Annotated in this window: 18 protein-coding genes, 1 tRNA gene and 2 pseudogenes; 10 read left to right on the forward strand and 11 right to left on the reverse strand. The window is 60.2% G+C overall.

Annotated elements, in window-relative coordinates; all coding sequences use genetic code 11:
* Window positions 1-87 precede the first annotated feature (87 nt).
* The gene (locus tag ACTG2O_RS13765; RefSeq protein WP_439976066.1) at window positions 88-1083 is read left to right on the forward strand and encodes an LpxL/LpxP family acyltransferase; all 996 of its coding nucleotides are present in this window, start codon (window positions 88-90) and stop codon (window positions 1081-1083) included.
* Window positions 1084-1278: 195 nt separating this feature from the next.
* Window positions 1279-2139, forward strand: a complete 861-nt coding sequence (locus tag ACTG2O_RS13770) for a PA4780 family RIO1-like protein kinase (protein WP_439976068.1) — start codon at window positions 1279-1281, stop codon at window positions 2137-2139.
* A 60-nt stretch (window positions 2140-2199) separates the two neighbouring features.
* On the opposite strand, the gene ACTG2O_RS13775 is transcribed toward ACTG2O_RS13770, so the two are convergent.
* The 3 genes and pseudogenes from ACTG2O_RS13775 to ACTG2O_RS13785 form a co-directional block, all read right to left on the reverse strand.
* On the reverse strand, window positions 2200-2730 hold the full coding sequence (locus tag ACTG2O_RS13775) for a GNAT family N-acetyltransferase (RefSeq protein ID WP_439976070.1): 531 nt from the start codon (window positions 2728-2730) through the stop codon (window positions 2200-2202).
* Window positions 2727-3965 (reverse strand): GGDEF domain-containing protein, encoded by a 1239-nt coding sequence (locus ACTG2O_RS13780; RefSeq protein WP_439976072.1) that lies wholly within the window; start codon window positions 3963-3965, stop codon window positions 2727-2729. The genes ACTG2O_RS13775 and ACTG2O_RS13780 overlap by 4 nt, the downstream gene beginning before the upstream one ends.
* A 223-nt stretch (window positions 3966-4188) precedes the next feature.
* Window positions 4189-4308 (reverse strand): annotated as a pseudogene (locus ACTG2O_RS13785) (prolyl-tRNA synthetase associated domain-containing protein); the annotation flags it as partial.
* A 166-nt stretch (window positions 4309-4474) separates the two neighbouring features.
* Here ACTG2O_RS13785 and ACTG2O_RS13790 point away from each other — a divergent pair.
* On the forward strand, window positions 4475-6901 hold the full coding sequence (locus ACTG2O_RS13790) for a DNA polymerase II (RefSeq protein WP_019445819.1): 2427 nt from the start codon (window positions 4475-4477) through the stop codon (window positions 6899-6901).
* A gap of 74 nt (window positions 6902-6975) precedes the next feature.
* Window positions 6976-7227: a DinI family protein gene (locus tag ACTG2O_RS13795; protein WP_005333426.1), complete on the forward strand. Its 252-nt coding sequence runs from the start codon at window positions 6976-6978 to the stop codon at window positions 7225-7227.
* A gap of 177 nt (window positions 7228-7404) precedes the next feature.
* On the opposite strand, the gene ACTG2O_RS13800 is transcribed toward ACTG2O_RS13795, so the two are convergent.
* The 5 genes from ACTG2O_RS13800 to dcuC form a co-directional block, all read right to left on the reverse strand.
* Window positions 7405-8268, reverse strand: coding sequence for a DUF2927 domain-containing protein (locus ACTG2O_RS13800; protein ID WP_019445820.1), 864 nt, complete (start codon window positions 8266-8268; stop codon window positions 7405-7407).
* Window positions 8269-8294: 26 nt separating this feature from the next.
* Window positions 8295-8798 carry a M48 family metallopeptidase gene (locus ACTG2O_RS13805; protein WP_005333421.1) on the reverse strand — a complete coding sequence of 168 codons (504 nt, stop codon included), beginning with the start codon at window positions 8796-8798 and terminating at the stop codon, window positions 8295-8297.
* Between the two features lie 144 nt (window positions 8799-8942).
* On the reverse strand, window positions 8943-10586 hold the full coding sequence (locus ACTG2O_RS13810; RefSeq protein ID WP_019445821.1) for a hypothetical protein: 1644 nt from the start codon (window positions 10584-10586) through the stop codon (window positions 8943-8945).
* A 186-nt stretch (window positions 10587-10772) separates the two neighbouring features.
* Window positions 10773-12419 carry a bifunctional metallophosphatase/5'-nucleotidase gene (locus ACTG2O_RS13815; protein ID WP_439976075.1) on the reverse strand — a complete coding sequence of 549 codons (1647 nt, stop codon included), beginning with the start codon at window positions 12417-12419 and terminating at the stop codon, window positions 10773-10775.
* A gap of 91 nt (window positions 12420-12510) precedes the next feature.
* Complete coding sequence (gene dcuC, locus ACTG2O_RS13820; RefSeq protein ID WP_019445823.1) at window positions 12511-13863, reverse strand: anaerobic C4-dicarboxylate transporter DcuC; 1353 nt, start codon at window positions 13861-13863, stop codon at window positions 12511-12513.
* Window positions 13864-14058: 195 nt separating this feature from the next.
* Between dcuC and ACTG2O_RS13825 the strand changes: the two genes are divergently transcribed.
* The gene (locus ACTG2O_RS13825; protein WP_026034981.1) at window positions 14059-14523 is read left to right on the forward strand and encodes a hypothetical protein; all 465 of its coding nucleotides are present in this window, start codon (window positions 14059-14061) and stop codon (window positions 14521-14523) included.
* Between the two features lie 183 nt (window positions 14524-14706).
* The gene (locus tag ACTG2O_RS13830; protein ID WP_439976078.1) at window positions 14707-15303 is read left to right on the forward strand and encodes a DUF922 domain-containing protein; all 597 of its coding nucleotides are present in this window, start codon (window positions 14707-14709) and stop codon (window positions 15301-15303) included.
* A gap of 95 nt (window positions 15304-15398) precedes the next feature.
* On the opposite strand, the gene mnmC is transcribed toward ACTG2O_RS13830, so the two are convergent.
* Complete coding sequence (gene mnmC, locus ACTG2O_RS13835) at window positions 15399-17417, reverse strand: bifunctional tRNA (5-methylaminomethyl-2-thiouridine)(34)-methyltransferase MnmD/FAD-dependent 5-carboxymethylaminomethyl-2-thiouridine(34) oxidoreductase MnmC (RefSeq protein WP_330124635.1); 2019 nt, start codon at window positions 17415-17417, stop codon at window positions 15399-15401.
* Window positions 17418-17507: 90 nt separating this feature from the next.
* Here mnmC and fabB point away from each other — a divergent pair, with 90 nt between their 5' ends.
* The gene (gene fabB / locus ACTG2O_RS13840) at window positions 17508-18719 is read left to right on the forward strand and encodes a beta-ketoacyl-ACP synthase I (protein ID WP_005336905.1); all 1212 of its coding nucleotides are present in this window, start codon (window positions 17508-17510) and stop codon (window positions 18717-18719) included.
* A gap of 288 nt (window positions 18720-19007) precedes the next feature.
* Here the strand turns inward: fabB and ACTG2O_RS13845 are convergent, their stop codons facing one another.
* A complete protein-coding gene (locus ACTG2O_RS13845) occupies window positions 19008-20693 on the reverse strand; it encodes an aspartate:alanine antiporter (RefSeq protein WP_019445829.1) in 1686 nt (561 codons plus the stop codon).
* Between the two features lie 137 nt (window positions 20694-20830).
* Between ACTG2O_RS13845 and ACTG2O_RS13850 the strand changes: the two genes are divergently transcribed.
* Window positions 20831-20995 (forward strand): hypothetical protein, encoded by a 165-nt coding sequence (locus tag ACTG2O_RS13850; protein ID WP_162506372.1) that lies wholly within the window; start codon window positions 20831-20833, stop codon window positions 20993-20995.
* 470 nt (window positions 20996-21465) lie between these two features.
* Here ACTG2O_RS13850 and ACTG2O_RS13855 read toward each other — a convergent pair.
* Window positions 21466-21541: transfer RNA gene (locus tag ACTG2O_RS13855), tRNA-Asn, on the reverse strand.
* A 133-nt stretch (window positions 21542-21674) separates the two neighbouring features.
* Between ACTG2O_RS13855 and uvrB the strand changes: the two are divergent.
* Both uvrB and ACTG2O_RS13865 read left to right on the forward strand, forming a co-directional pair.
* Window positions 21675-23685: pseudogene (gene uvrB / locus ACTG2O_RS13860) on the forward strand (excinuclease ABC subunit UvrB).
* Complete coding sequence (locus tag ACTG2O_RS13865) at window positions 23682-23978, forward strand: YkvA family protein (protein WP_439976080.1); 297 nt, start codon at window positions 23682-23684, stop codon at window positions 23976-23978. Before uvrB ends, ACTG2O_RS13865 begins: the two are co-directional and overlap by 4 nt.
* The last annotated feature ends 128 nt before the right edge of the window (window positions 23979-24106 follow it).

Below are 24106 nucleotides of genomic sequence, written 5' to 3' on the forward strand. Positions count from 1 at the left end.
CAGTGCCTTGCAGGTCGATGGCCAGCCTCCCCAGGGTAGAAAAAAATGTCAGGATAACTACAATAACCGTTTGTTTTTGATGACTTGATGGTCGCCATGTCTGCGTTAGATCCGGTATTTGATACCTCATTTCATAGCCGCCTGCTGCATCCCAAATGGTGGGGCAGCTGGTGCGCGCTGGGCCTGCTCTCCCTGCTGGCATTTACCCCCGCGAGACTGAGGGATCGCTTTGCCGATCTGGTCTCTCCAACCCTGCTGCGTTTTTCGAAAAAGCAGGCCTATATCGCAGATACCAACATCAAGATCTGCTTTCCCGAGCTGGATGCCGCCGCACGGCAGGCGCTGCTGCTCAAATCGATCCGGGTCGGGCTCAAGACCTTTATGGGCTTTGGCGAGCTCAGCTGGCGCAGCAAGGCGCGACTGACCCGCCGCATCAAGGTCACCGGCTGGGAGCATGTGCAAGCGGAGCAGGCTGCAGGCCGCCCGGTGATCCTGGTGGTGCCTCACACCTGGGCGGTCGACATGATTGGCCGCTACTTCTCCATGATGGGCATCGAGATGTGCACCATGATGAAGAGCCCGAAAGATCAGGTGTTCGACTGGTACATCAACCGCGAGCGGGCCAAAGGGGGCAAGGTCTATGAGCGCAGCGCCGGCATCAAACCGGCGATCAAGTCGATCCGCGCCGGTGCCAGTTTTTTTTACCTGCCAGATCAGGATCACGGCCGCGAGGCGAGCGTGTTTGTTCCCTTTTTTGGTCGCCCCAAGGCAACCCTGCCCGCGCTGCCCAAGCTGGTGAAGCTGACCGGTGCCAGAGCGGTGCCCATCTTCGCCAGCTATGACGAGGATGAGGGGCGCTATCTGCTGGAGATAGAGCCGCCGTTTGACCCTTATCCCACCGCCGATCTGCTGGCAGACGTCAATGCCATGAACCGGGTGGTAGAGATGCAGGTGGCGCGCCATCCCGAGCAGTACATGTGGTTTCTCAAGATCTTCGAAACCCTGGAGCATCAGGAGGGGGATGACGGCCTCTATGAAGCGGGGATCCAGCGTATTCGTCAGGGCTTGCCGCCCGAACCTTGAAAATTGGCCCGCTTGCGGGCCATTTTTGTTGGCACAGGCGCCTTTCGTATTTGGTCTGCTGCTGGTGGTTTTTAAGGCGAACGGGTGGACAAAAACAGCGCAAACAGGGGATAACAGGGTGTCTTATGAAAGGGAGAGGCAGGTGAGCGTGCGCGGAGCTATCTTCGAGAGCGGAAATAGGGTAAAAGGGCGGCCATGAAAATTCCAAATCGAATCCAACCTCTGGTTGATGACGGCCTGGTCGATGAGGTCGTCAGCCGGTTGATGAGCGGCAAAGAGGCCGACGTCTATGTGGTGCGCTGCGGCGACGAGATCCGCTGCGCCAAGGTCTATAAAGAGGCGTCCAAGCGCAGCTTCAAGCAGGCCGTGGTCTATCAGGAGGGGCGCAAGGTGCGTAACAGCCGCAGCGCTCGCGCCATGGAGAAGGGCTCCAAGTACGGCCGCAAACAGCATGAAGAGGTGTGGCAGAACACCGAGGTCGACGCCCTGTTCAAGCTGGCGGCGGCCGGTGTGCGGGTGCCACAGCCCTATGTCTGCCTCGATGGTGTCCTCTTGATGGAACTTATCATCGATGAGGATGGCAATGTCGCGCCGCGCCTCAACGATGTGGCGCTTACCCCCGAGCAGGCGGTCATCGACCATGCCAAGGTGATCCGTTACGTGGTGCGGATGCTCTGCGCCGGTCTTATCCACGGCGATCTCTCCGAGTTCAATGTGCTGGTGGATGAACAGGGCCCCGTCATCATCGACCTGCCCCAGGTGGTGGATGCCGCCGCCAACAACCAGGCCAAGGCGATGCTGGAGCGGGACGTCAACAACATGCGCAACTACTACGGCATGTATGCCCCCGAACTGCTCAAGACCCGTTATGCCCAGGAGATGTGGGCGCTGTTTGAAGATGGCAAACTCACCCCCGATAGCGAGCTGACCGGTCACTTTGAAGAGAGTCGCGCCGCCATCGATCTCGATTCGGTGCTGCAGGAGATCGAGAGCGCCGAGGAGGAGGCCTATGCCCGTCAGGCCCGGATGAAGGCGGAGCAGGAAGACAGCTACTAACGGTCTTGCCACGTCCGCAAAAAGAGCGCCTTCGGGGCGCTCTTTTTATTTCTGCTGTGGCTATGGTCGGCTGGGGCTGGGGCTGGGGGCTAGCTGATACATCTCCAGCCAGTTGCAATTCCCCGGATGGAAGCGCCGCCCCAGCAACACGCCCCCGGCGGCCGTAATGACCTTGCGGGAGGCCAGATTATCTTCGCCGCAGCTGATCAGCACCGGCGCTGCCAGCACCTGTTGTTGTACCCAGCGCAGCATTATGGTCGCGGCCCCTTCGCCACGGCGAGAGGGGCGGGTTTCGTAACCGATATGACCCAGCCACTGGCGGGTTGCCTCATTGTCACCGTGACGAAGACGCAGGGTGGCGATGATCTCCTCGCCATCGAGGGCAAAATAGGTGGTGGTCGGCAGGTATCCACTGGGCAAGTTGCGCGCTTCTGCGTGATCCAGCAGGCTCTGTAGCCAGCCGTCCGGGTCAAATTGCGCCACCTGATAGAGCGGTTGTCCGTCTTCGGCGCATTCGGTGACATAGCGATGGTAAGCCGGGGCATCTGCCAGTCTGGCCGGTCGGCACTGCAGAGCGAGCACTGCGCTCATGACAGGAGCGCGCAGGGCGGTAGCGGCTGCGGCTCGTTGTGGTGGAGCTCCTGCACGCAGGCCCGTTGCCTCCCAGCCTGTTTGGCGGCGTAAAGGGCCTGATCCGCGCGCAGGTAGGCCGCTTCAAACCCCTCGTCAGGGTGCAGCGAGGTGAGGCCGATGCTGAGGCTGATGGGGCCACCGGCCAGCGCTTGGGTCGCCTCGGCGATCTGCTGTTGCAGGCTGTGACAGTAGTCGGGCAGGGTCTGCGGGTCCGCCATCAGCAGCAGGGCCAGCTCATCGCCGCCAAGCCGACCGGCCATGCCCTCGGCAGGCAGGGTATTGGCGATCACCCGACCCACGGCCCGCAGCATGGCATCACCGGCGGGGTGGCCGTGGCGGTCGTTGATCTGTTTGAAGTTGTCCAGATCGATCAGCAGCAGCTGGCTAGGGCTAGCCATCTCGCGGGCACGCAGGGCCACCTGGCGCTCGAAATAGTGGCGGCTGAACAGGCCGGTCAGCTCATCCTGATTGGCGCGCCGCTCCAGCTTGCGCTGGGTGGCCAGCAGGGCTTGCTGCTGGCGGGTGTGGACCAGGCTCAGCAGCAGATAACTGCGGGCGATGGTAAAGAGCAGGCTGAGCAGGATCACAGGCCCGAGCAGCGGGTCGGTGAAGGAGTTGGCCGCCAGCTCCGGCTGCCAGAGGTGTTTGGCGATCCGCAGCAGTTGCAACAGCAGTTGCAGGCCGAGCAGCAGAATGGCAAAGCGCAGCACCCGATAGATAGGGGCCAGCCGCTGGTAGCGCCAGAGCTGCCAGATAAGCAGCGCAATCTGCAGCGAGAGCACGCCGGAGAGCACGATGATCCGGCTATGCACATCAAAGAGGGGTTGCTGCAGGGCGGTCAGGGCAAACAGGACGAAACCGCCGAGGGTAACGGCGGGCAGCAGCCAGCCCAGTTGGTCGGCTTCACGGCGAAAGAAGTGGCGCATCCCCCGTTCATAGAGCAGGGTGGTCGACATCAACAGCAGGTTGGTGCAGAGAATATTGGCAAGGGATGCATTTCCCTCAAGGGGGCGCAGCAGCAGGCAGCAAAAAGCCCCCGCGATAACCAGTTCCCCCGCTGACCAGTAGATCAATGCCCTGATCTGGCGATGGGTGTGCCACATGGCGGCGAAAATGGTGGCGACCCCCACATGTGACAGCGTGACGAACAGCACCAGACTCAACAACTGGGCCGAGGAAAACAGACTTGGCATCAAGGGGCTCTCTGGGAAGTCACCTGTGAACGAACAGGCGATGGGGTATCGCCCGCTGGCAGTCGCCGATCACAACATGAATCCAGCCTATTATCAATTGGTTAAATGGCCGAATGTGCTCACCTCCGACTTCTTGCACGATGGTGACTGCTGACTCGATTTATCAGAGCGCAAGGGGGCATTTTATTGTCTTGTCAGTCAATTGTGTTGCGTGAACGGTGGTTGTGCTGGCAGCGGGCTGGTCGGGTAGCAGCCTGCTCGCCTCCTCACAGGTAAACACCGGAGGATGGTCAAAGCACTGGTAGGGGATAGCCAGCTGATCCAGCAGGGAATAGATTGCCACAAAGACTCCTTTCGTCGGCGAAGAGTGGTCAGAACGGGATGGGCGGGAATAACGTCCGGATCGAGCTTACCAGTTTGACTCCCGCCTCGCAGCCAGCGTGACGATTGCGAGCAGGCACTGTATGAACGTACAATAGTCCCATTCTCGGACAGCCCCTTTACGCTTCATGACTGCAACCCAGCCCACCGTATCCGCCACTCCGCCCCTCGACGGTTTTATCCTGACCCGCCATGGTCGGGACGTGCGCGGTCGCAACGGGCTGCCTGCAACCACCGAAATCGTGATGTGGCTCTGGAGCGCGCAGGGGCCGGTACGGGTGGTGGTGCCGGGGCAGGAGCCGGTGTTCTTCCTGCCGCAGAGCCATATGGCAGAAGCCGCCGAGCTGTTTAAAGGGGCCGGGGTGAGCGGGCGGTTTCGCCGCCTGCCGATGCACACCTTCGACGGTCGCCCTGTGGTGGGCTGCTATTTCGCCACCCTGAGCGCCTTTCACCGCGCCATCGAGCTGTTGCTCATTCGCGGACTGGAGCACTTCGAGGCGGATATCCGGCTGCCGGAGCGGTTTCTGATGGAGCGTTTCATCACCGCTGGCGTGCGCTTCGATGGCCGGGCGGTAAAAAAGGGGGGCAAGCAGGGCTACTGGGAGGTGAACGAGGCGCGCTGCGCGCCGCAGGCGGTGACGCCAACCCTCTCCTGGGTGTCGCTGGATGTGGAGTGCGCCATGGACGGGGCCCTCTTCTCGGTCGGTCTTTACAGCGAGCAGGATGCGCGGGTCATCATGATCGGCACCCCGGAGGCGGATGCCGAGAGCTGGGGCACCCAGGTCCAGTGGGTAGAGGACGAGAGCACCCTGCTGAGTGCGCTGGAGAGCTGGTTCAGTCTGCATGACCCCGACTTGGTGATTGGCTGGAACGTGGTTAATTTTGACTTTCGTCTGCTGCTGCGCCGCGCCGAACTTAACAAGCGGCGACTGCGGCTTGGGCGGGGGCGCGAGCTCTGCTTCTGGCGCTCGTCACGGGGCGATCCCCAAACCGGCAACGTCATTATCCCCGGGCGCATGGTGCTCGATGGCATCGATACCCTGAAAAGCGCCACCTGGCAGTTTGCCAGCTACAGCCTGGATGCGGTGGCGAGCGAACTGCTTGGCCGTGGCAAGGATATCGAGGATGTGGCCAATCGGGGGGAGAAGATCACCGAGCTGTTCCACTCCGACAAGGAGGCGCTGGCCCGCTACAACCTGGAAGATTGCAAGCTGGTGTGGGAGATCTTCGACTACTGCCACCTCATCTCTTTTGCCATTGAACGCGCCTCCCTCACCGGCCTTGAGCTGGACAGGGTGGGGGGCTCGGTGGCGGCCTTTACCAATCTCTATCTGCCGCGGCTCCATCGTGGCGGCTACGTGGCCCCCAATCTGCCGGCCGACGGGGGGCTCGCAAGCCCCGGCGGTTATGTGATGGACTCCAAACCCGGTCTCTATCGCCACGTGCTGGTGCTCGATTTCAAGAGCCTCTACCCCAGCATCATCCGCACCTTCTGCATCGACCCCATGGGGCTCATCGAAGGGCTGCAGCATCCCGAGCACGCCATTCCGGGCTTTCGCGGCGCCATGTTCTCCCGCGAGCGGCACTTCTTGCCGGATCTCATCGCTACCTTGTGGGCGGCGCGGGATCGGGCCAAGGCCGCCAGCAACAAGGCGCTCTCCCAGGCCATCAAGATCATCATGAACTCCTTCTACGGCGTGCTGGGGTCGGGGGGCTGCCGTTTCTATGATCCGCGCCTAGCCTCATCCATCACCCTGCGTGGCCACAGCATCATGCAGCAGACCCGCGAGTGGATTGAGACGAAGGGGTTCGAGGTGATCTATGGCGACACCGACTCCACCTTTGTTCATCTGGGGCGCGAGACCAGCCCCGATGAGGCGGACGAGATCGGCCAGCGACTGGCTCAAATGATCAACGATAACTGGGCTGCACTGATCAGGCGCGAGTTCGACCTGCCGAGTTATCTCGAGATCCAGTACGAGACCCACTATCGCCGCTTTCTGATGCCCACCATCCGCGGGCTGGAGAAGGGCAGCAAGAAGCGCTATGCGGGGCTGGTTGGCAAGGCCAGCGAGGGGTGTGAACAGCTGGTGTTCAAGGGGCTCGAATCGGTGCGCACCGACTGGACCATGCTGGCCAAGCAGTTCCAGACCCGCCTCTATGAGCTGGTGTTTCACGATGAAGATCCCAGCGGCTATGTGCGCACCATGGTGGATGAGACTCGTGCCGGTCGTCACGACGATCTGCTTATCTATCGCAAACGGCTGCGCCAGAAGCTCGAGGAGTATCAGAAGAATGTGCCGCCCCATGTGCGGGCAGCGCGGCTGGCCGATGAGGAGAACCTGCGCCGCGGTCTGCCCCAGCGCTATCAGCATCGGGGCTCTATTGCCTATCTGATGACCCTCAATGGCCCAGAACCGCTGGAGTACCGGCGCAGCGCCATCGATTACGAACACTATATCGACAAGCAGTTGCGGCCCATTGCCGACGCCATCCTGCCCTTTATCGGCGAGTCGTTCGACCGGATCTGTGGTCAGCAGCTGGATCTTTTCTGATTGGTGCAAGTTGGCACTTTACTTCCCATGAATACTGGATAAAAATACAGTTATAAATCATGGAGAAGTTTCCTATGCGTCTTGAAATCATCATCGACAGAAAACATCAGATCCCGACCTCGACCATGGAGGCGCTGCGTCAGGAGCTGCTCAAGCAGCTTGGCGAAAAATTCCCCGACATCCATGTGCGGGTCGCGCCGGGCAGCGCCATGGCCCTGACCGTCAGCCGTGCCAGCAAGGAAGACAAAGAGCTGGCCGAAGCCATGGTGCAGGAGGTGTGGGAGAACGCCGAGAGCTGGATGCCGGAAGAGAACGTCGCCTCCTGATCCCCATGGTCAGTGGATAATTCTGGGCGGTGGATAAATGGGTAGCTGAAAAACGGGCATGCCCGCTAACGATTCGCAGAGCCCCGGACAACAAAAAACGCAGCCAAGTGGCTGCGTTTTTTGTGGGTGGTGAGAGGTTCGCGGTGGTTTGTCTGGCTCTGGGTTAAGCCAGGCCCGTTACAACCCCGCCCAGCTTTTCAGGCTCTGCTGCTGCACCCGGCGATTGGCTTCGCGGATCTCCCCTTTAGCGCGCAGATCGGCCAGTGCTATAGGCAGTGCGGCGCGGATCTCGTCACTGCTCATTCCGGTTTTGAGGGCCGGGTGATAGGCCATCTTGAGCAGCACATAGTCCAGCCCAGTCAAAAAGCTGTCGATGCTGTTGTCATTGAAGATGGAGGGAAAAACCTTGTCCGAGTCGTTGGGCAGCCCCATCACCTGGGTGAACTCCTCCACCACGCAGTCGAGAAAGCGCCCCTTGGCCCGGCTGTAATCTACCGGAATGATGATGGTGGCACGGCTGATCTCGTGTTTCGCATTGGTTGCGAAGTTGGCAAGGCAGAGCCCCTCCTTGAGTGCCATCTTGACCGATGGATCCCCCCCCATGGTGCGGTTGGCCCAGCTCTTCATCTTGCTGTAGTCGGTCATGATCAGGGTGAGGTTGGGCTTTGCGGCCACCATGCTGATGGGGTGGCCGGTGATGCGGGCCAGATGGACCGCCTGTACCTTCACCACGTCGGCCTGCAGCGGCTTGTCACCCGACTCGTTGATAAGTTGCAGCCGGATCGGCTGCTGCCAGCGGGCAAAACGGGTCTGCCTGGCTTCGCCATACTCCCGCTCCATGGCGATGGCCATAAAGCTCTCGGTGAGATAGCTGTCGCTCTGCCAGCGCTCATCGGCACGCGCGCTGTGGCCCGCGAGCAGAATCAGCAGGGCCAGCAGCCCGCGTGACGTGACGCGGGGATAGTCAGCGCGGCCCAAGTTGGCCATTACCAAAGTGGCAATAAAGCGGGTGGCACCAAAGGGGATGGCGGCAAATGACATGTTTCCTCCCTGAAACGGTTGTCAGCCTAGCGGTTGGCCTTGTCGATATCGCGCCAGGTGAGCCAGAGCCTGAGATCAAACTCCAGTTGATGATAGTCCGGCTCCATATGCTGGCAGAGCTGGTAGAAACTCTTGTTGTGATCCTTCTCTTTGATATGGGCCAGCTCGTGCACCACGATCATTTTCAGGAACGGGGGCGGCGCCTCCTTGAACAGGGCGGCGATGCGGATCTCGTTCTTGGCCTTGAGCTTGCTGCCCTGCACCCGGCTGACGTAGGTGTGCAGACCGAGGGCATCCTTGATCACGTTGATCTTGCCATCGAACACCACCTTTGACAGGGGCGCCGAGCTCTTGAGGTAGCGGTTCTTCAGCTCCATGGTGTAGGCGAGCAGCGCCTTGTCGCTCTGGATCTGGTGGCTCTCCGGATAGCGTTTGGCCAGCATTTCCCCCAGCTTGCCTGCTGCAATCAGCTGCTGTACCTGTGCCTTGAGGGGGTCTGGATAGCCGCCCAGATAAGTCAGTTCCGCCATGGTGTCACTCGTTACATCAAAAAGAGCGTCATTGTAGTTATCTCGGGCGGGCTTGCCTACTGCGGGCCGTCGCTGCAAGGGGCTTTGGCGCAAGAAAAAGGGCGGCCATTGCAACAATGGCCGCCCTGCGGGGCGTATTGACGATCAGCGTCGGCGATAGAGACCCGGATCCACCTCTTCGTAGTGGCTGGTCAGGTATTGATAGAAGGCGAGATGGGAAGGGGAGCTCGGTTTTTTCAGCTCCTCGCTCACCCGATCCGGCTTGGCGATGATGAACTTCGGAGTCTGGCGCTGGATATCGGCCAGCACCCGCTCGCGCACGTCATAGGGCGGATTGACGTTGGCAAAGAAGAGGTAGGCGGACGCTGGCTGGCGATCGGTCCAGAGATAATATTGCGGCTGGATGCCATCGACCCAGATCTTGTCGCTCGGGCTGGTCTCGGCCTTGATGCGATCGACCCGTACCTGCGCCGCCGGATTGAAGGGGCGACCCTTGAGGGTCCCTTCCCAGGCGTTGTTGATCATCAGCAGCAGCATGGCCAGCGTCGCCAGCCAGGGGGTGGCACTGCGTACATCCCAGGCGCGCCAGAGGGGGATGAGGATCAGCACCGGCAGCGCCCACAGCAGGCTGGTGCCGAGCACCTCGTTGACCCGCTCGAGGGACCACTCCTTGGTGCTCCAGCCAAAGGCGAGTTGCTGGGCCAGCAGCCAGCTGGCGGTGAGCACCACCAGCGAGATGCAGAGCAGGCCGATCGCATCAGCCTGCTGTTCGCTGCGATCCAGCAATACCGCCAGCGGCAGCACTGCCAGTTGCAGATAGAGTACGTCGTAGTGATCGAACACATGGCCGGAGACCGAGTTGGCGATCAGGGTAAACAGCACCCCAAACAGGGTCGCCAGCAGGGCTGGCAGATACCACTCCTGACGGCGGCTCTGCATCAGAATGATGAAGGCGGGCAGCAACATCACAAGGCCTGTACGCAGCAGGCCGACGGCGCCCACCATGGGGGAGAAGCCATTGCCGTAGCTCCCCTCGAAGAAGATGTCGAATGCGTAGTATTTGAAGGCCGCCAGCAGTTCATGCTGCTGGAAGTAGGCGTAAAGCGGGCCGCCAATCAGCGCCAGACCCAGCAGGCTGGAGATGAGCAGCAAGATGGCATCACGCCACTTCTCGTGCAGACACCAGTGGCAGAACAGCACCAGATACCAGGCCCCCCAGAAGGCGCCGTTGTTGGTGCGCATCCAGGCGACGATGGCGAAGGTGAGGGCCGCAACCAGCGCCGGCCACCAGCGAAATCCCTTGTCAAGCAGCAGGGTAATGAAGGCCCACTGGGCGATGAGGGCGAGGTGGAAGGTCCAGTCCTCAGTCATGTTGCCGTAGTAGTAACGGGTGCCGTAGAGAGCCAGCACCGCCAGCATGGCGCCAAGGCGCGCCTTGAACGAGAGGCCAAGTTGGGCAAAGGCCTGCCAGCTGGCCAGCAGTCCGAGCCAGCAGAGCACCCACTCCAGCGCCCAGATCCCGACAAATCCCCCCATTCGATAGCCCAGCGCGTCGAGAGCGAAGATCATCGGCCCCTTGATGTCGATCATGTCGCGATAGAGCACGCCACCTTCGCTCCACATCTTGCCCATCACCGCGAACAGCGAGGCATCAAACCCCGGCGCCATGGCGTGGAAGAGCGGATTGCGCAGACAGAAGAGCAGCGCCAGCAGGGCGGTCAGCAGCACGATGGCTGGCTTGATACCCGGGTTGACGCGAGGGGGAGTGAAACGGATGGAGTGATTCATGAAGTCGCCTGTTCCTGCAGCTGGTCTTGAAAGCGGGCCTATCTTGCCGAGCTAGTGAGTGCGATGCAATGGGGCGGGCCCGTGTGGGGCAAATATTCTCGAAAAAGCCCGGTTCTTGCTGGGAACCGGGCGCTGGCTGCGGCAATTTTGGCCGTCAGGGGATGTGGCAAAGCCATTCCCCCGATATCAACTGAAGTACTCAAGCAGGGGGGGTTGCGCTTCCAGTGTCGGCAGGTGACGGGCCCAGCGGATAAAGGCGTCGGCCAGGGTGATACCGAGCTCCTGATTGTGCTGGGTCAGGGTCCGCGCCAGTGCGGTGTAACCTTCCTTGCCGGAGGCGGTATAGGCGCTCGACACCCCGCGATAGACCTGTTCGGCATTGACCGCTTGCCACTGGCCGGGGGCGGCTTCCCACTCCAGTCGGGTGATGCGCTGGCCCTTGGGCCGATCGGCCTGATAGGTGAATCGCACCCCTGCGGTGTAGGGGAAGCTGCCATTGCCATTGCCGACCACGCCGTTGTTGGTGGCGTTGTCGATGGCATTCTCCAGCGCCTCCGCCAACTCGTGACCGTGTACCCGATAAAGGGTGAGGGGAATGGCAAACGGCAGCAGGCGACCGGCGATATCCGCTTCGCTCAGGGGGCCCGGCTCCAGCGAGCAGCGCACGCCGCCAGCATTGTGCAGGGCAAAGTCCACCTCGCCTACCTGTTCACGGGCGGCGGTCAGCATGGCACGGGCCACCAGCGGGGCGAGCTGGCTGCCGTGGGGCAGGGTGGCATCCGGCAGCCGCTGATGGGGCAACGGCGCCGCCAGCCGGGTGACGATGCGCTGGCTCATGGTTTCAATCTCCGGCCGGTAGCGTTTGGCCAGATGTTGTTCAAGCTGTGGATCCGGCTCGCAGAAGGTGAGCCCAGCGGGTGGGGTGGAGGCAAATTGCCAGGGCTGCCAGGGGAGCCACTCCAGCTGACCCTGACCTTGCACGACGCGGCCCGCCTCATCGAAGGTGAGCTCGCAGACACCGAGACAGAGGGCGCTGTGGCCAGCGTGCAGGATAGCCACCCCGTTGTTCATCAGCGGATAGCTGCCTTCGCTTGGCAGACCCAGCGGCGCGAGATCGCCGAGCAGGCTGTGGGTGTGGCCACCAATGATGAGACTGAGCTCGGGGAAGCGCTCGGCCAGCAGCTTGTCCTGATCCAGCCCGAGGTGGCTCAGCAGCACGATATGGTGGATCCCTTCGCGCCTGATCTCCTGCAACACCCTGGTGAGGGTGTCGGCGACCGCGTGGAAACGGGTGTGGGGATCCGGGTTGGCGATGGCAGCCATCTGGGCGAGGGTGATGCCGAGCAGCGCAAAGGGAACCCCGTCGATCACCTGACGATGCCAGGGCTGATGGGCGTCGTAGAGGTGGGGAATATCCCACAGCCCAAGCGGCGTGTCGGCTGGCTCCTGACTGTTGTCCAGATTGGCGGCCAGCACCGGAAAATCGAGCTGGCGCAAGAACTCCACCAGCGGGCCATTGCCCAGATCGAACTCGTGGTTGCCAAGTACCATGGCATCGGGGGCCAGCATGGCGAGCAGGTCGGCGTTGGCGCGCCCTTTGAAGCGGTTGAAATAGAGAGAGCCCTGAAAGGAGTCGCCACCATGCAGAAACAGAAAACGCTGGCCAGCTGCTGCGGCTTTGGCACGCAGTTGGGTCAGTCGGGTCAGGATCCGGGCATAACCGCCGCACTGGGTGCGCCACTGGCCTTCACCGACAGGGGAGAAGCTCATGGGCGCGCCATCGAAGTGGGAGTGGCAATCACTGAAATGGGCAAGTTGAACCGTAATACTCATCTCGGTCCTCCTTAGGGGGAAAATGAGCACCGAGTCTACTGCAAAGGGGGGGGAAGATACCAGCCCGGCAGGGTGCCGGGCTGGTCAACGATTAGGCGGGTACCATGATCTGGGTGGCGACAATCACCACCAGCAGGCCGACGGCGACCGGCATACTGGTGCGCTTGACCACCTCGAAAGGCGAGAGCTTGCCCATCCCGGCACAGGCGACCACCACCCCGGATACCGGAGAAATGGTGCGACCCAGGTTGGAGGCTTGCAGCATCGGGATCACCAGATAGGCCGGGTTGATGCCAAGGCTGCTGGCCAGGTTGGGAATCAGCTCCACAAAGGCGTAGAAGGGGGCATTGCCCGAGCCGGTGGTGAAGGCGGCCAGGGTGGTGATCACCACCAGTGACAGCATCATGATCAGGCCACCCGAACCGAGATCCTGCGCGTGAGCCAGCAGGGTGTCGATAAAGCCGATGGTCATCAGACCCTGGGCGAAGACACCGGCACCAACCAGCAGCATGACCACACCGGCAAAGGCGTCAGCCATGTTGCGCCAGCAGACCTGCAGACCGTCCAGCAGCTCCTTGCCATTGCGGATCCGCACGAGTTCCAGCAGGCTGGCCAGCACCATGCACATGACGATGATGGTGACGATATCCAGCTGCGGGCCCCATTTGCCGTCAAATACCAGCACCCCGATGATGGGGGTAAAGGGCAGGATGGCGTAGAAGGCTGGCGCAGTCGTCACCAGATCACCCGGGGCGACCGGCTCGTTGTGCTCACCGGATTTTTGGTCAAGGTAGCGCTGCCAGAAGAAGTGGGTCACCGCCATGCAGGCGATCGCCACCAGCGAGATGGGCAGGGTCAGCTTGAAGGCAAAGTCCAGCAGCGGCATGTTGGCGGCCTGAGCAGCCATCACCACGTCACCGGAGGTGGGTGCCAGAATGATCGCGGCTGGCGAGGCGCACACGGCCGCAGCCGCGCCACGGGAGATCCCCATGTTGACCATCAGCGGGAACAGGGTGGCCATCAGCAGCACGCCGAGGCCGGTAGCGGAGCTCACCGCCAGCGACATGGCGCAGGCCACCAGATAGGCAGCCACCAGAAGGATATAGGGGGACTTGATGATGCCGAGCGGTTTGCTGGCCAGCTTTACCAGAATGGTGTTGGCACCGATATGGCTCATGTAGCCGGCAAAGCCGCACAGCACCATGATCAGCATCCCCAGTCCACCGCCACGGTCATTGAGCAGGAAGCGGACGTATTCGAAGATATCGGTTGCGATATAGCCGGTGCTGACCACTTTGCTCGGCAGTACCGGCTTGCCCATCATGGCGGTGATGACCAGTAGCAGCAAGCCGCCGCTCAGCAGCACCCCGGTCGCGGAGTATCCTTTGAAAATGGCACGGCCCACCACCAGGGTGACCAGGGTGCCAAAGATGAGTTCCAGCATATGTTGCCTTCTGATTGGATGAGAGTGGAGGGAGTCTATTCCGATAGGGGTAGAGTGGCGACTGGAAACAGGATGTTGTGTGAGCTAAATCAACGTTTAACCCCATGAACAGAATTAAAGAAAGGTAAAGGTACTTTACCCAGCGGGTTTGGCTACCTACCCTTGCCAGCCTTGGTTGTCTTTTGAGGCTTTTATATGGTTGTTGGTGATTTTTCAGGCATTAAACGCTCTCTTTTCCTGCTTGCGATGCTATTTTCACCTACTTGCGTGTTTGCAGTAACCAATGACGGTTTTCATCAAACCGGTCCTCATCAGGCGGTCGCCATGCGGCGTCTCATGGCTCCTCACTCTTACGGCGTACTGGTGGTTGCCGAGGGGAACAGACCCCGTTTTGCCGCGCTGGCATCCAAAACCACCGAAGCAAACTGTCTGGTCCGTCATGCCATCCGGGTAGATGGGGTTGCGCTGCTAGTCACCCCGAGATTCTATGCCAAAGAGGGAAAACGGGGACTTTGCGAGCTGTGGCTCAATGAGGGGGCAGATCAGGACTTTTTTGCCAACCGCCTTAAAAATGATCATTTTATTCAGATAGATGGTCATGACATCAATGTGAAAAACTATCACCTCGACTGGCAGCGCATCAGCCGTCATGCTCAATAAAAATACAGTTTTGCCCTTGTGCCATACTCTGCTCACGCAACCTGTGAGCGTGCTCTGATTTCTGGGCGCATCATTGTATTGCGCCGCCTCGTCGTCACACATAGGCTATACCCGTCATCTGTGTGGCGGTGGGGTTCACCAAGGTTGGTACTCCGCCCGTGCAATCAAGGAAGGTAGTCTGGCATGGTCAGCAAGGTTTATGGAGTAGTGGGGGTCGGGTTGTTGCTGTTGCCCCTGATGAGTCAGGCTCAGCCGAGCCGGCCGCAAGTGGTGCCAGAGTCCCGCATCAATGTCCGTTTTTATGAGGTCAATGCAACCAGTCCGGAGCAGCTTGCCCGGGCGATTGCCCAGAGTGCTCCCAAGGTGAATGGCAAGCCCGTACTCGGCAAGGCGAGTTATCAAGTGGACTGGCAGCTGGATACCGAGCAGTTGCCGGGTCGCTGCCAGCTCAACCGGGTGACGGTGACCACCAACGCCACTGTGTTGCTGCCCCGCTGGCGTCAGAGCGCGAACAGTAGCGATCCTGCCCGCCAGCGCTGGGGGCGGCTGCTCTCCAGCATGTTTGACTACGAATCCCGCTTCAAGGAGATGGTGCTGCAAGGGGCCAATCAGGTGGGCGGTGCGATTGCGGCGTTACCGAGCCATGCAGATTGCCAGGCGCTGCGCTATGCCGCGTGGGCAGCAGGCAGTGGCGAGCTGAACAAGATCAAGGGACGGCTCGACGGATTCCAGCGTCAGACAGGTTACGGCGAACAGCTCGGGGTGCACTGGCCCAAGTGAGCGCTATCTCAAGACGCAATATCCAGCATCGCACGATTTGATAAATAGAATGGCCGCCCGATGGGCGGCCATTCTATTTGCTTACAGAGTCCGGTTCAGACCAGCGCCTTGCCTTTGAGCAGTTTGCGCACCCAGTAACGGGCTGGGTGGAGCGCTTCCAGCAGATCGGCGGCCAGCGGCAGGGGATCGCCGCAGATCTCGCTGGCGAGCAGCTCACCACAGAGCGGCGCCGAGCAGAGGCCCCGCGAGCCGAGCGCCCCCAGCACATAGAGGCCGGGGTGAAGGGGGAGCGGCTGGGCGTTGTGCTGATCATGCTGCAGCTGCGCATAGTGATCCGCCAGACCTTGCAATCTGGCCACTGGCCCCACCACCGGCAGGTGATCCCGACTGGCACAACGCACCCCTACGCGCGCCTCGTTGCCGCTCACATCCACTTCGGCGGGCCAGGTTTGCTCCGGCAGGCAGGCTTGTAACCGCACCTGATTCTGGATTTGCTCCTCGGCACGAAACTCAAGGCTGCTCTGGTTACGGCCATAGCTGGCACCAATACAGTGTTGAGCGTTGTGCATAGGTGTGAGGTAGCCATCGTAGCAGAGCACCGTGTTGAGCTGACTCAAGCTGGCTGAGGTTGGCACATGACTCACCTGACCGCGCACCGGATAGAGCGGCAGCTCGGCAAAAGGGAGCAGTGCTGGCAACTGGTGACCGGCAGCGACCACCAGATTGGGGGCCTGCCAGTGGCGGCCGTCCTGGCTCTCTATGTGCCAAGCATCGGTCTGCTCGGCTATGGTGACCACTTGGGTGTGGTATTCCACCTGCAGCAGGCCGCTGGCTTGCGCCTCTTTCAGGGCGGCTCGGGTGAGATCGGCCGGACAGAGCCAGCCTCCCAGCGGATAACCGACGCCGCTGTGGCCGCAGGGCAGGCCGACTACTTGTTCTACTTCCGCTGTCGATAGGGGTTGCATCAGTTCGGACGGGAAGGGGCCCTGACTCATCTTGGCCAGCTTGGCTGCCGATTTGTCGTCATAACCGAGCTGGGTTACCCCGCACAGTGCAAAAGCGATGGGGTGGTGTTCGGCCAACGCCAGCAGCCGTTGGCGGGCATAGCCAAAGGCGAGGGAATAGAAGCGTGACAGGGCATCGTGCTCGCCGTTAAGCAGTGGATAGAGGGCTCCTTGGCGGTTGCCCGAGGCGCCGGTGGCCGGTTCGCCATCTGCACACAGCAACGTCACCTTGCGACCCCGCTCCACCAGAGAGAGCGCCGTCATGGCCGAGGCGATGCCGCCGCCGATGATCACCACCTCGCCAGCGCGTCCGGCAGGACGGGCATACCAGGGGGCGATGGTCTGCTGCGGCTGCTTGTCGGTGCGATCCCCCACCAGCATCTCCCGCTTGCTACCGTGGCCCTTCACCTTCTTCATGGCAAAACCGGCGGCAATCAGGCCGCGACGGACAAAACCGGCACAGGTAAAGGTGGCGATGGAGCAATCGGGACGGGCGAGGCGAGCGAGACCATCAAACAGATCCTGTGTCCACATCTCCGGGTTCTTGGCCGGGGAGAAACCATCCAGATACCAGGCATCCACCAGACCTTCTGCCCGGTGAGGCACCTGCGGCAGCATATCCTTGATGTCGCCAAACCAGAGATCGAGGCGAATGCGGCCACCCGCAAAATGCAGACGGTGGCAGCCGGAGACCGGCAGCGGCCACTGGGCGACAAGATCCTGACTCAAGTGGCCAAGTTCAGGCCAGGCGGCCAGCGCTTTGCGCAGATCGTCTTGGGTCAGGGGGTATTTCTCGAAACTGATGAAGTGCAGACGGGAGCCGTTGCCGGATTGGGGCGCCTGTTCCAGGAAGGCTTGCATTGTCGCCAGAAAGTTAAGACCTGTGCCGAAACCTGTTTCACCTATCACGAAACTGTCACTATCGTGGTGCGAAAATCGCGCAGGTAGCCGGTTTTGCTGCAAAAAGACGTAGCGGGTTTCACTTAGACCGTTATCATTGGAAAAGTACACATCCCCGAAGTCACTGGAGACAGGAGTTCCCGCTTCATTCCAGTCCAATCGGGCATGATGTAAGGATGTTTGACTCACGTTTTCCTCGGCTCGCGTCACAAAATCGCGGGCATTCTACGTGAAAGCAGACCAGTTTGGCAGCTGAAAGCGGGTAGACTTGGCGCCAGTTTTTCCAGACGAGATGAATTAATGAGAAGAGCAGTGATCACCGGTATCGGCGTCATCTCCAGTATCGGCAACAACAAGGAAGAAGTGCTGGCCTCCCTGAAAGCAGGTAAATCCGGCATCACCTATTCCGAGCAGTTCGAGCAGCACAACCTGCGCAGCCGTGTCTGGGGTAACATCAAACTCGATCCGTCTGAACTGATCGACCGTAAAGTCATGCGTTTCATGGGCGACGCTGCGGCCTACGCCTACCTCTCCATGCAGCAGGCCATTGAAGATGCTGGTCTGGCGGAAGATCAGGTCTCCAACGAGCGTACCGGCTTGGTGGTCGGTTCAGGTGGTGCCTCCGGCAAGAACACCTCGGAATCTGTGGACATCGCCCGTGAGAAAGGGGTCAAGCGTGTGGGCCCTTACATGGTGCCGCGCACCATGTCTTCCACCACCTCTGCTTGTCTCGCGACCCCGTTCCAGATCAAGGGTGTCAACTACTCCATCAGCTCAGCTTGCGCCACCTCTGCGCACTGCATCGGTCACGCGCTTGAGCTGATCCAGCTTGGCAAACAGGATGTGGTCTTCGCAGGTGGCGGTGAAGAGCTGGACTGGTCCTCTACCATCCAGTTTGACGCCATGGGCGCCCTCTCCACCAAGTACAACGACACGCCAGAAAAAGCGTCCCGTACCTATGATGCGAACCGCGACGGTTTCGTTATCTCCGGTGGCGGCGGCATTCTGGTGATCGAAGAACTGGAACATGCGCTGGCCCGTGGCGCTCACATCTATGCCGAGCTGACCGGTTACGGTGCTACCTCCGATGGCTACGACATGGTCGCGCCGAGCGGTGAAGGTGCGGTGCGTTGCATGAAGATGGCGATGCAGGGTGTGGGCAAGGTCGATTACATCAACACTCACGGCACCTCCACTCCGGTGGGTGATACCAAAGAGCTGGAAGCTATCCAGACTCTGTTTGGCGCCAACGGTCCCAAGATCTCTGCCACCAAGGCGATGACCGGCCATGCGCTGGGCGCTGCGGGCGTGCACGAGGCTGTCTACTCCCTGCTGATGATGGAACACGGCTTTATCGCCCCCAGCATCAACATCGAGACCCTGGACGAGAAGGCTGAAGGTCTGCCCATCGTGCGTGAGTACGAAGCGGCCGAACTCAACACCGTCATGTCCAACAGCTTCGGCTTTGGCGGTACCAACGCCTCCCTGGTGTTCAGCAAGTTCAAAGCTTGATCATCCGGTTGATATGAAAAAAGCGCCTCAGGGCGCTTTTTTTGTCTTCGGGACCTGCCATAACTCATTGCAGAGCAGAGCAGAGCAGAGCAGAGCAGAGCAGAGCAGAGCAGAGCAGAGCATCGACCATTGTGGAATAGGGGGAGTGGGTTGGTGGCAGATTTCAGCGCAGATGGTGGGGGCATGTTATCACCCCCATAAGGCTGCTCTACATCTCTATAGCGGAGTAGATAGCAAGAAGGGAGCCTGAGGCTCCCTTCTTTGTTAGCGGTAATGTGATGGTACTGGCTAGAACCAGAAGCCGATGATAAAGGAGCCCGCCAGGGTCAGCATCACGTTGGCCACCGCATAGGTACCGGCATAGCCGAGCGCCGGAATGGAGCTGTTGGCGGCCTCGTTGACCACATCCATCGCCGGTGCGCAGGTACGGGCACCGGTGATGGCCCCGAGCAGCAGCGCCGGGTTCATCTTGAGCACCCAGACCCCGAACAGATAGCCTACCAGCACCGGCAAGGTGGTCACCAGCATGCCGGAGAAGAGCACTACCGTACCCACCTCGCTGAGGTGGTCGAGGATGCCGCCACCGGCTTTCAGGCCCGTGCTCACCATAAAGACCGCCAGACCGAGATCCTTGGCCAATCTGAGCGCGCCGGGCGGCACATAGCCGACCGTCGGGTGGTTGGCCCGCAGGTAACCCATCAGAATGCCTGCCAGCAGCAGGCCGACGGCGTTGCCGAGACCGAATTCGATCTGACCGAACACCAGCGAAACGGAGCCGATCAGCAGGCCGAGTACGAAGAAGGTGGTGAAGGCCACCAGATCCGTGGTCTGGCTGTGGATGCTGATAAAGCCGATCTTGTTGGCCAGCAGTTTGACCCGCTGCTTCTCGCCACTGATCTGCAACACGTCGCCTTTTTGCAGCATGATGTTGCGATCGAACGGCATCTCGATCTGGGAGCGCACTACCCGGTTGAGGAAGCACCCTTTCTCGGTGAGGTTGAGCTCCACCAGATGGCGACCCACCACGGAGTCGTTCTTTACCACGATCTCTTCGGTGACGATCTGCAGGTCGAGCAGGTTGCGATCAAACACCTCTTTACCGTTGCGATAGTTGACGTCCAGCTTCTCGTGGCTCTCGGGATAGCCCACCAGAGCGATCTCGTCCCCTTCCTGAATGACGGCATCGCCATCTGGACTGGCCAGAATGCCGTTGCGGCGGATCCGCTCTACATAGCAGCCGGTATGGGGATAGATGCCGGTCTCCCGCAGGGTACGACCACCGATCCAGGCTGCCAGCTCGGGGCCGACCCGATAGGCGCGGATGATGGGCAGATAGGTCTTGCGACTCTCGCTGTCGGAGAGACCCCGCTCGCGGGCGATTTTTTGTGCCTCGGTATTGAGGTCGAGGCGGGCCAGCGAGGGGAGGTAGCGCACCACCAGCATCAGACCGACCAGACCGACCAGATAGGTCAGGGCGTAGCCGATGCCCATGTTGTCGAGCACCGCCTGCATGTCGGTCTGATGGGGCAGGTTGAGCAGGCCGCTGCGCAAGGCATCCTGAGCACCCACCAACGCAGGCGTGGAGGTGAGGGAACCCGCCAAGATCCCCGCGGCCATGCCCGGCCCCAGATTGAAGAACTTGGCCAGCCCCACCGTCAGCAGCAGGGCGGTCAGCAAGATCACCAGGGTCAGGGTGATGTAGTGGATGCCGTCGCGCAGGAAGACGCTGAAGAAGTGGGGGCCCGCCTCGATCCCCACACAGAAGATGAACAGCATAAAGCCGACGTTTTCTGTGGTGGCAGTAAACTCGAAGCCCATCTGGCCAAACAGCAGGGCGGTAAACAGCACACCTATGGTGTTGCCAATCTGAAAGTTGCCAATCCGTACCTTGCCAAGCAGCAGGCCAAAAGCCAGCACCACGAAGAGCAGCAGGGAGTCGCTTTGATGTAGCAGTGTCACAAAGTCTATGGTCATGCCCGGAAAAACCGAGGAAAAAAGTGGGGCCGATATTGTGCCGGATCTATCCCCAATAAAGAAGCGCAAGGGAGCGATTAATCGGACGTTATCGGACGCTATTTGTGGAACCGGCGGCGTGATAGGGAGACAAGCGGATGAAATCTGGAAATTTTTGCTGTAACCGCCGTTGTCAATTAGTGAAATCTGCTGCCAGCGACCGAAGTGCTCTGGCGCAGGCCGATATTTTAGATTCTGCTGTCCGGCCGCTTGGCGGGGATCAGTTTCAGCAGATTCAACCGATGGCCGCCATGGTTGGCTGAGGGGCAAGTCAGCTTGATATTTGCCCGTTCGCCCACAGGGAAAGGGTTGGCAAAAAGATACCTCTGAAAAGTGCCAATAGAGCCTGTCACCCCGCTGTTCCTGAGGGGGCAAAAAACAGCATAAAATCAGGTTGGCCAGCAAAATGACTCTTCGCCGGGGGCCATCAAGGGCAATCCCGCGTCCTGACAGGGCTTGCTGCACTTACCCACAGAATCTGTGGATAACCCTGTTTATGAAACTTGTTTATCGCCCTGAAAGCCGCGCCAGTACTGGGATGCAAGGGCTGTTCAAAAAATACCGGAAGAAAAATGTTTGTATAAAAATCAAATAGTTAGGTGCAACAGGAGAAAACTCTGTCGAGCCGGAACGGGTAACAAAAGGGAGCGTCAGCAGCAAGAAGGATCTTGTGCATTAAAATTGGCAGGAGAGGGCACTAAAGTGGATAACTTGCACCGAGATGGTGAGGAATTGGCTCCCCCGACTGGACTTGAACCAGTGACATACGGATTAACAGTCCGCCGTTCTACCGACTGAACTACGGGGGAACATCAGGCAAGGAGGAGCATCATACAGAAGGTGTCCGAGGTGGTCAAGCCATTCGCGGGATGATGGCACGGGTGTACCGCTGCCAAACCCTCGGTTACACTGCTCCTCTGCTGTTTTGTGTCGGGAGTGTTCATGAGCAAATTGTTCAAGTTAGCCAGCCAGTTTCAACCCGCCGGGGATCAGCCCACGGCGATTGCCCAACTGCTGGATGGCATCGAGTCGGGGCTGGCCCACCAGACCCTGCTCGGGGTGACCGGTTCGGGCAAGACCTTCACCATGGCCAACGTCATCGCCACCCTGAACCGCCCGACCATGATCCTGGCTCCCAACAAGACCCTGGCCGCCCAGCTCTATGGTGAGATGAAGGAGTTCTTCCCCGACAACGCGGTGGAGTATTTCGTCTCCTACTACGACTATTACCAGCCCGAAGCCTATGTGCCGACCACCGACACCTTTATAGAGAAGGATGCCTCGATCAACGATCACATCGAGCAGATGCGATTGTCGGCCACCAAGGCGCTGCTGGAGCGGCGCGACGTGGTGATCGTTGCTTCGGTGTCGGCCATCTATGGTTTGGGGGATCCCCAGGCTTATCTGAGCATGATGTTGCACTTGAAAGTGGGGGATGTGATCAACCAGCGGGATATCCTGCGTCGCCTCGCCGAGCTGCAGTACACCCGCAACGACATGGCGTTTCAACGCGGCACCTTCCGGGTGCGCGGTGAAGTGATCGACATCTACCCCGCCGAATCGGACAAGCTGGCCCTGCGGGTAGAGCTGTTTGATGAAGAGGTGGAGCGCCTCTCCCAGTTCGACCCGCTGACCGGCGCCATCGAGCAGACGGTGGTGCGCTATACCATCTACCCCAAGACCCACTACGCAACCCCGCGGGAGACCATTCTGGGGGCTATCGAGCATATCAAGGAGGAGCTGCGCAGTCGCCGCGAGCAGCTGTTGTCCCTCAACAAGCTGGTTGAAGAGCAGCGCATCAGCCAGCGTACCCAGTTCGACATGGAGATGATGCAGGAGCTGGGTTACTGCTCCGGTATCGAGAACTACAGCCGCTACCTCTCCGGCCGTGCGCCGGGGGAGCCGCCGCCGACCCTGTTTGACTACCTGCCGGGGGACGGTCTGCTCATCATCGACGAGTCCCACGTCACGGTGCCGCAGATCGGCGCCATGTTCAAAGGGGACCGCTCCCGCAAAGACTCTGGTGGAGTACGGCTTCCGGCTCCCCTCTGCGCTAGACAACCGGCCGCTCAAGTTCGACGAATTTGAAGCGCTGATGCCGCAGACGGTATTTGTCTCGGCGACTCCCGGCCCCTACGAGCTGGAGAAGTCCGGCGGCGATGTGGTGCAGCAGGTGGTGCGCCCAACCGGCTTGCTCGATCCGGAGATCGAGGTGCGTCCTGTGACCACGCAGGTGGACGATCTGCTCTCCGAGATCCGCAAGCGGGTCGCCGTCGAGGAACGGGTGCTGGTTACTACCCTGACCAAGCGGATGGCGGAAGACTTGACCGAGTATCTGGCGGAGCACGACGTCAAGGTGCGCTATCTCCACTCCGATATCGACACGGTCGAACGGGTGGAGATCATCCGCGATCTGCGCCTTGGCAAGTTCGATGTGCTGGTGGGCATCAACCTGTTGCGGGAAGGTCTCGACATGCCGGAGGTGTCGCTGGTGGCGATTCTGGATGCAGATAAAGAGGGCTTCCTGCGTTCGACCCGCTCGCTGATCCAGACCATCGGCCGGGCGGCGCGTAACCTCAACGGCAAGGTCATTCTCTACGGCGATACCATCACCAACTCGATGAAGGTAGCCATTGAGGAGACCGAGCGGCGCCGCGCCGTGCAGCATGCCCATAACCTCAAGCATGGGATCACCCCCAAAGGGCTCAACAAGTCCATTGGCGATGTGATGGACATGGGAGGCAGCCGCACGGCAGGCAAACCTGGCAAGGGGATGCGCAAGGCGGCCGAGCTGCAAGGGGAGTACCATGTCCGCTCTGCCAGCGAGATTGCCAAAGAGATCAAGCGGATGGAGGAGCAGATGTTCCAGCATGCCCGGGATCTGGAGTTCGAACAGGCGGCGGCACTGCGGGATCAGATCCAGCGGTTGCGCAGCGAGTTGATCGAATCATGAGCCGCAAACGCTGGCTAATTTGGCAACGACTGCGTCGTCTCTATCAGGGCTTTCGCCATCCCGGTACCCCCTGGTGGGCGAGGGGGCTGGTGATCCTTATCCTGCTCTATGGCATCAGTCCGGTGGATCTTATCCCTGACGTGGTGCCCTTGCTGGGTTGGTTCGATGATGTGACCCTGCTGCTGGTGTTGCTATGGGGTTGGGAGCGTTGTCTGCCCCTGCAGTGCGCAGCGAGCTGGAACAGGCCTCCTAGTTCACCTTTTCAACACGGTGCTCGGCATCTCTCTTTGTGATCCCACCCTCGAAGGAAGCGGAAAAACGGTTTCATTTGAAGGTGGGCACTGCAGGATGAAAAAGAGGCAGGCCCGGTGATTGTCGCCCGGATGGCATTGGCGTAGACTCCACGCCGTTCACTTTATGG

This window comes from Aeromonas sp. 61P (assembly GCF_051919545.1).
Classification (GTDB): domain Bacteria; phylum Pseudomonadota; class Gammaproteobacteria; order Enterobacterales; family Aeromonadaceae; genus Aeromonas; species Aeromonas veronii.